The 4,128-nt window shown below is 50.9% G+C and carries 2 protein-coding genes; both read right to left on the reverse strand.

Translation table 11 applies throughout. The annotated features are described in order from the left end of the window. Positions 1-415: 415 nt before the first annotated feature. Positions 416-2,317: a DUF927 domain-containing protein gene (locus tag OKB81_RS19570; protein ID WP_270805396.1), complete on the reverse strand. Its 1,902-nt coding sequence runs from the start codon at positions 2,315-2,317 to the stop codon at positions 416-418. Between the two features lie 506 nt (positions 2,318-2,823). Next, complete coding sequence (locus OKB81_RS19575) at positions 2,824-3,975, reverse strand: tyrosine-type recombinase/integrase (protein WP_270805397.1); 1,152 nt, start codon at positions 3,973-3,975, stop codon at positions 2,824-2,826. Between the last annotated feature and the right edge of the window lie 153 nt (positions 3,976-4,128).

Here is a 4,128-nt window from a genome sequence, read left to right on the forward strand (position 1 = left end):
GGCAGAGAAAATCCAAGCAAAACAACACGTTAGACGGTATTATTAATTCGCTTGCCGCTTAAGGTTCTGTACATGAGTTGGTCATTAGTTGACTCCTGTGAGCGATATCTGCCACGAAACGCTCGTAACGACAAAGCGGCCAGTTCTACTGGCCTCTTTTTTTTTGGACCGTTCGACAGCACAGGCTGAGATCACACCAGTGAGCAATACCGGGGTAATCTCCGCATGGCGAGGCACCTGTATCGCGGTTTAGCGACCCAATGAGCCGTTTTGGCTGCGCCGCCCTCCAAACCTCCGCAACAAGATCATCCTGGCCTTCTCGGCCTGCTAAAACGTTCCTCCCCTTGCTGCCTGCTTTTGCCACCGGATCCCATAAAAGCAAAGGGGCCAGTTCGCACTGGCCCCCTTTCATTTTTTAGAATTTTTCGACTTCCACCGATATCTCTGGCATGTCTGGTGAGGACTCAACCATCACGCACCCCGTCTCGCTCGTCGCGCGGCGGGTGAAACTCGGAGCGGGGGAGCCAGGGGCCGTTGATGAACCAGTACTGCAAGGTTGGACGAGGCTCTCAGTCCGTTCATCAAATAGCGGGCTTCTAAATTGAAATACCTTGTTCACCGAGAATACGTAATAATTGCCAGGAAGGCTGTCTATTACGATCTCTTTGACATATCGTCCGTCAGCATAGTGCACTATGTACCCGTTTTCACGAAGCCACTTCATGACCAGCTTCGGCTTGCTTGTCAACAGTTTCTGAAGCTGGGTCATTTCGACATAAAGCTTTCCGTCTTCCGTGAATCCTAATAGCTCCCGCACTTCCATGGATGGCTTGCCGATGTGGATCTTTCTTCGTTGCTCGGAGAGCGTATCCAATAACCGATAAGCCTCTCTGGTGACATCATCCATGATGCCTTCCATCGACATGAGCCACCGTCGGAAGCATACCAAAACTGCATTATCTGCATACGCCACATCAAACGGCAGAATACCTAGCTCAACGGCCAATCGCCCCGCTGCCATGACGTTTGCGAAGCAACCAGCACCACGAGCAGCAAGAGGCGGAGGGTTTTCTAATCCCGAGCGACTCATCAGCCACTCTTGGCACTCCTCACGCTTAGCAGCAAAGATAACCGCTAAATCAGCAGGGTTATCGATGTCTGGCATATTCAACAGCGCCTGAATATATGCAGGCATCGCCGTACCGTAGTACTGAGAGGTTGCAGCTTTAAGGCCATTCACCCGGCGACGAGTCAGCTCAAGGCTCTCACCCGCCAGCGCGACATCCTCCGCCATCATCTCAATATCCAGCAGTCTGACGAATATCCCCCCTTTAGTGCCCGCCTTGCTCCGCTCTAGCAGTTCCTTGAAGGATTCCTCCCCCGAAGAGGGAGCACAAACATTCGATGCCAATGGGCTCCTATTACCTGTGCCCTTCAAATTGCCAAGTACTCTCGACTGTCCACCCGTCACCGAATAGGCAAACTGAAGCGGATCGTTACTAGACAATGAGCCCAGTTCATCCAAACAAATGCCAATGCCAGTTCGTTGTTGAAACATGCCTTTGAACCCAGCAGCTGTTCCGTCCCACTTCACAATCGCCGTTGCGGGGCCCGCACTTGGGTCAGATGCCACGCCTGACACACTCTGCCCCACTTGTAAAAGCGTCGTTTTGCCACAAGAGCTTGCACCATTGAAGTGAAAAATCATGGTCCCTGTATTTGATAACTTCATGAATACATTGGATAGATTTGCCATGATTGCAACGAGCATGGTTGGTGACTCTTTGACAGACAACGCAATGTTCTTTTGCCAATCCTGCAGCGTTCCTTTCGAGTGGATAGCGTCATGCTCACCAGGCGCGGACAGCAGCTCGTGCTGAGGACCACTATAGCCCGTTTTGTAAATTGACCGACCTACCCAGACATAGCAGAGATGTTCGCTAACAAACCCCGCTTGCAGATGCTGATGGACCACGCTGATATTTTGGATACTGATGCTGGCGGACATGTATGACAGCAGCCCCTCCTCCCGTACACCTAGGCATTCAATCCCCGCGCGGTATAGCGCAGCCCTCACTGTTTTGTAGTCCTGAATCACCCTATCGAATAATAGGTCGATGCGCTGGCATTGCTTCCGCTCATCCAGATACATGAAACGAACACCACTGATGTCTGTACTGTCAGCTTGGAGTATCGATACCGGCAGCAATGGCTTACCGAGTATCGTTTTTGGCTTGCCATGATCGCTAGCCAATTTCCCCCACGGGGACATCGCAAACCCATCAGGAATAGCTATCGAATGAACCGGTTTTTTCATCTCCGGCTCAGACCTGGAAAGCACCACGCCATCTAGGTCACACACAGTCCCATCAGGGGTAATCGAGCAACGCCCCTCGTTGTACAACCTGTATTCTGCTGAACACTGATCCAGCATAAGAAGTTCACGACGAACGAAAAGCTCATATTGAGTCTCACTGTCGGGGTATGGCTGACAACATTCGTGCTGTTCGGACATTGGGCTCACAGCATCGGGGGCAATATTCGCTCGATGAGCATCACCATGGTGTGCATCAAGGTTCGTTTTCTCCACCAGTAACGGCAGCGAGTCAGGAGCGACTGCAGGGTGCGATTCTGGCGCTGATGCCTCCTGATCCGAGTCCGGTACCGAGTCTGTCGGCGGTACACCCTGACTTGCCATCCTATCAATAGATGCTTGAGTCCCTGGACGACGGTCAAAACACCTCGGGGGGTTATCACTACTAGATCTGGGTCTACGCATAATTATCTATGGGGGAGTCTCCTCCCCCATTCTCCAAAAAATTGTTAACAGGTGATGCGTGGGAGGTCCCACAGGGTGTGTAATTCGTTGACGGCCTTAACCAGCGTGGTATCGTGGAGGCGGGCATATCGCTCAGTCATTTTTGGCGAGCTATGGCCCAGCACTTTTTGAAGCACATCCAGCGAGCAACCTTGGTTTAACAGCGAGGTAGCGACGGTATGACGGGCGTCATGCATGCGTACTCCTGAGAGTCCGCAATCATTACAGACGCGGTACCAATACCGCCGAGGTTCGGAAATCTGAGAGACACCACCCTGGCCTCTAAAGAGCAGACCGGTTGTGCCATGGCGCTGGAATTGGAGTTGAATCAACTCCAGCGCGAAATGATTAAGTGGTATGAGCCTTTCTCGACCAGACTTACTGGTGGGCAAATACGCAAGCTTTCGATTGAGATTACAATCTTGAAGCTGTAGCGCTCGGGCCTCACCCAGCCGGCACCCTGTTGCAAACAGGAACAGCAGAAGCCTAGCTTTTTCATCGTCGATGTCTTTCATCAAACGATGGACCACCTTATTCACCACCTCATCAGGCAACCCCTTGGGTGGCAAAACAGCTTCATGCTTTGCCGGAATACCTGCTGCTGGCGAGGACTTGAGAATGCCACGTTCTACAGCGAAGGACATGATGGCCTTTACCTGTGCCAAGTAGCGGTTCCGCGTGGCGACAGAGCACGTTTTATTTGATTCTGTAAGAAAATCCTCGATGTCGAAACGGGTTACTCTGTTTAATGGCTTGAGCCCTAGAGCTGCCACGATCGGCTTTACCCGAGACTCGATGGTTTTATATGACCGATGAGTTGCTCGTACTGAAGGCAAGTATTTATCATGTATAAACTGTTCTACTGACAAGCTCGAAAGATAGGTTTGATTGAATCCCACAGGATCCAGTACAAACTCCGCTTTTAGCTTTCTTGCTTGTTCACGTATCTCTTTAACGCTGAATTCGTCCGTGCTCGCAATTTTTAACCGATAACGGACTTTATTTTTGGTGAAACTAAGACAACCAACCTTGCGACCAGTGGCATAAGTAATCCACGTAAGGGAACGCTCGTATTTATCTTTACTTTCACGCTGCTTTGAACTGCACTCCTCCAACTTGGCACTATCTACAGTTGGAGCTACAGCCTGTTCGGGCATCGCACCTCCTATCATCTAGAGCCACCACCTTGGTGATTCATGAAAAGAATGTTAACGAAGAAAAACCGAAATGGAAGTAACCGTTCACCGGGAGGATGTTGACAACAACTCTTCCGGGAGCGGGTAGTCTGTTTTCTCTATGCAGGCACTGAC

Source organism: Aeromonas sp. QDB56 (genome assembly GCF_027705505.1).
GTDB lineage: Bacteria > Pseudomonadota > Gammaproteobacteria > Enterobacterales > Aeromonadaceae > Aeromonas > Aeromonas caviae.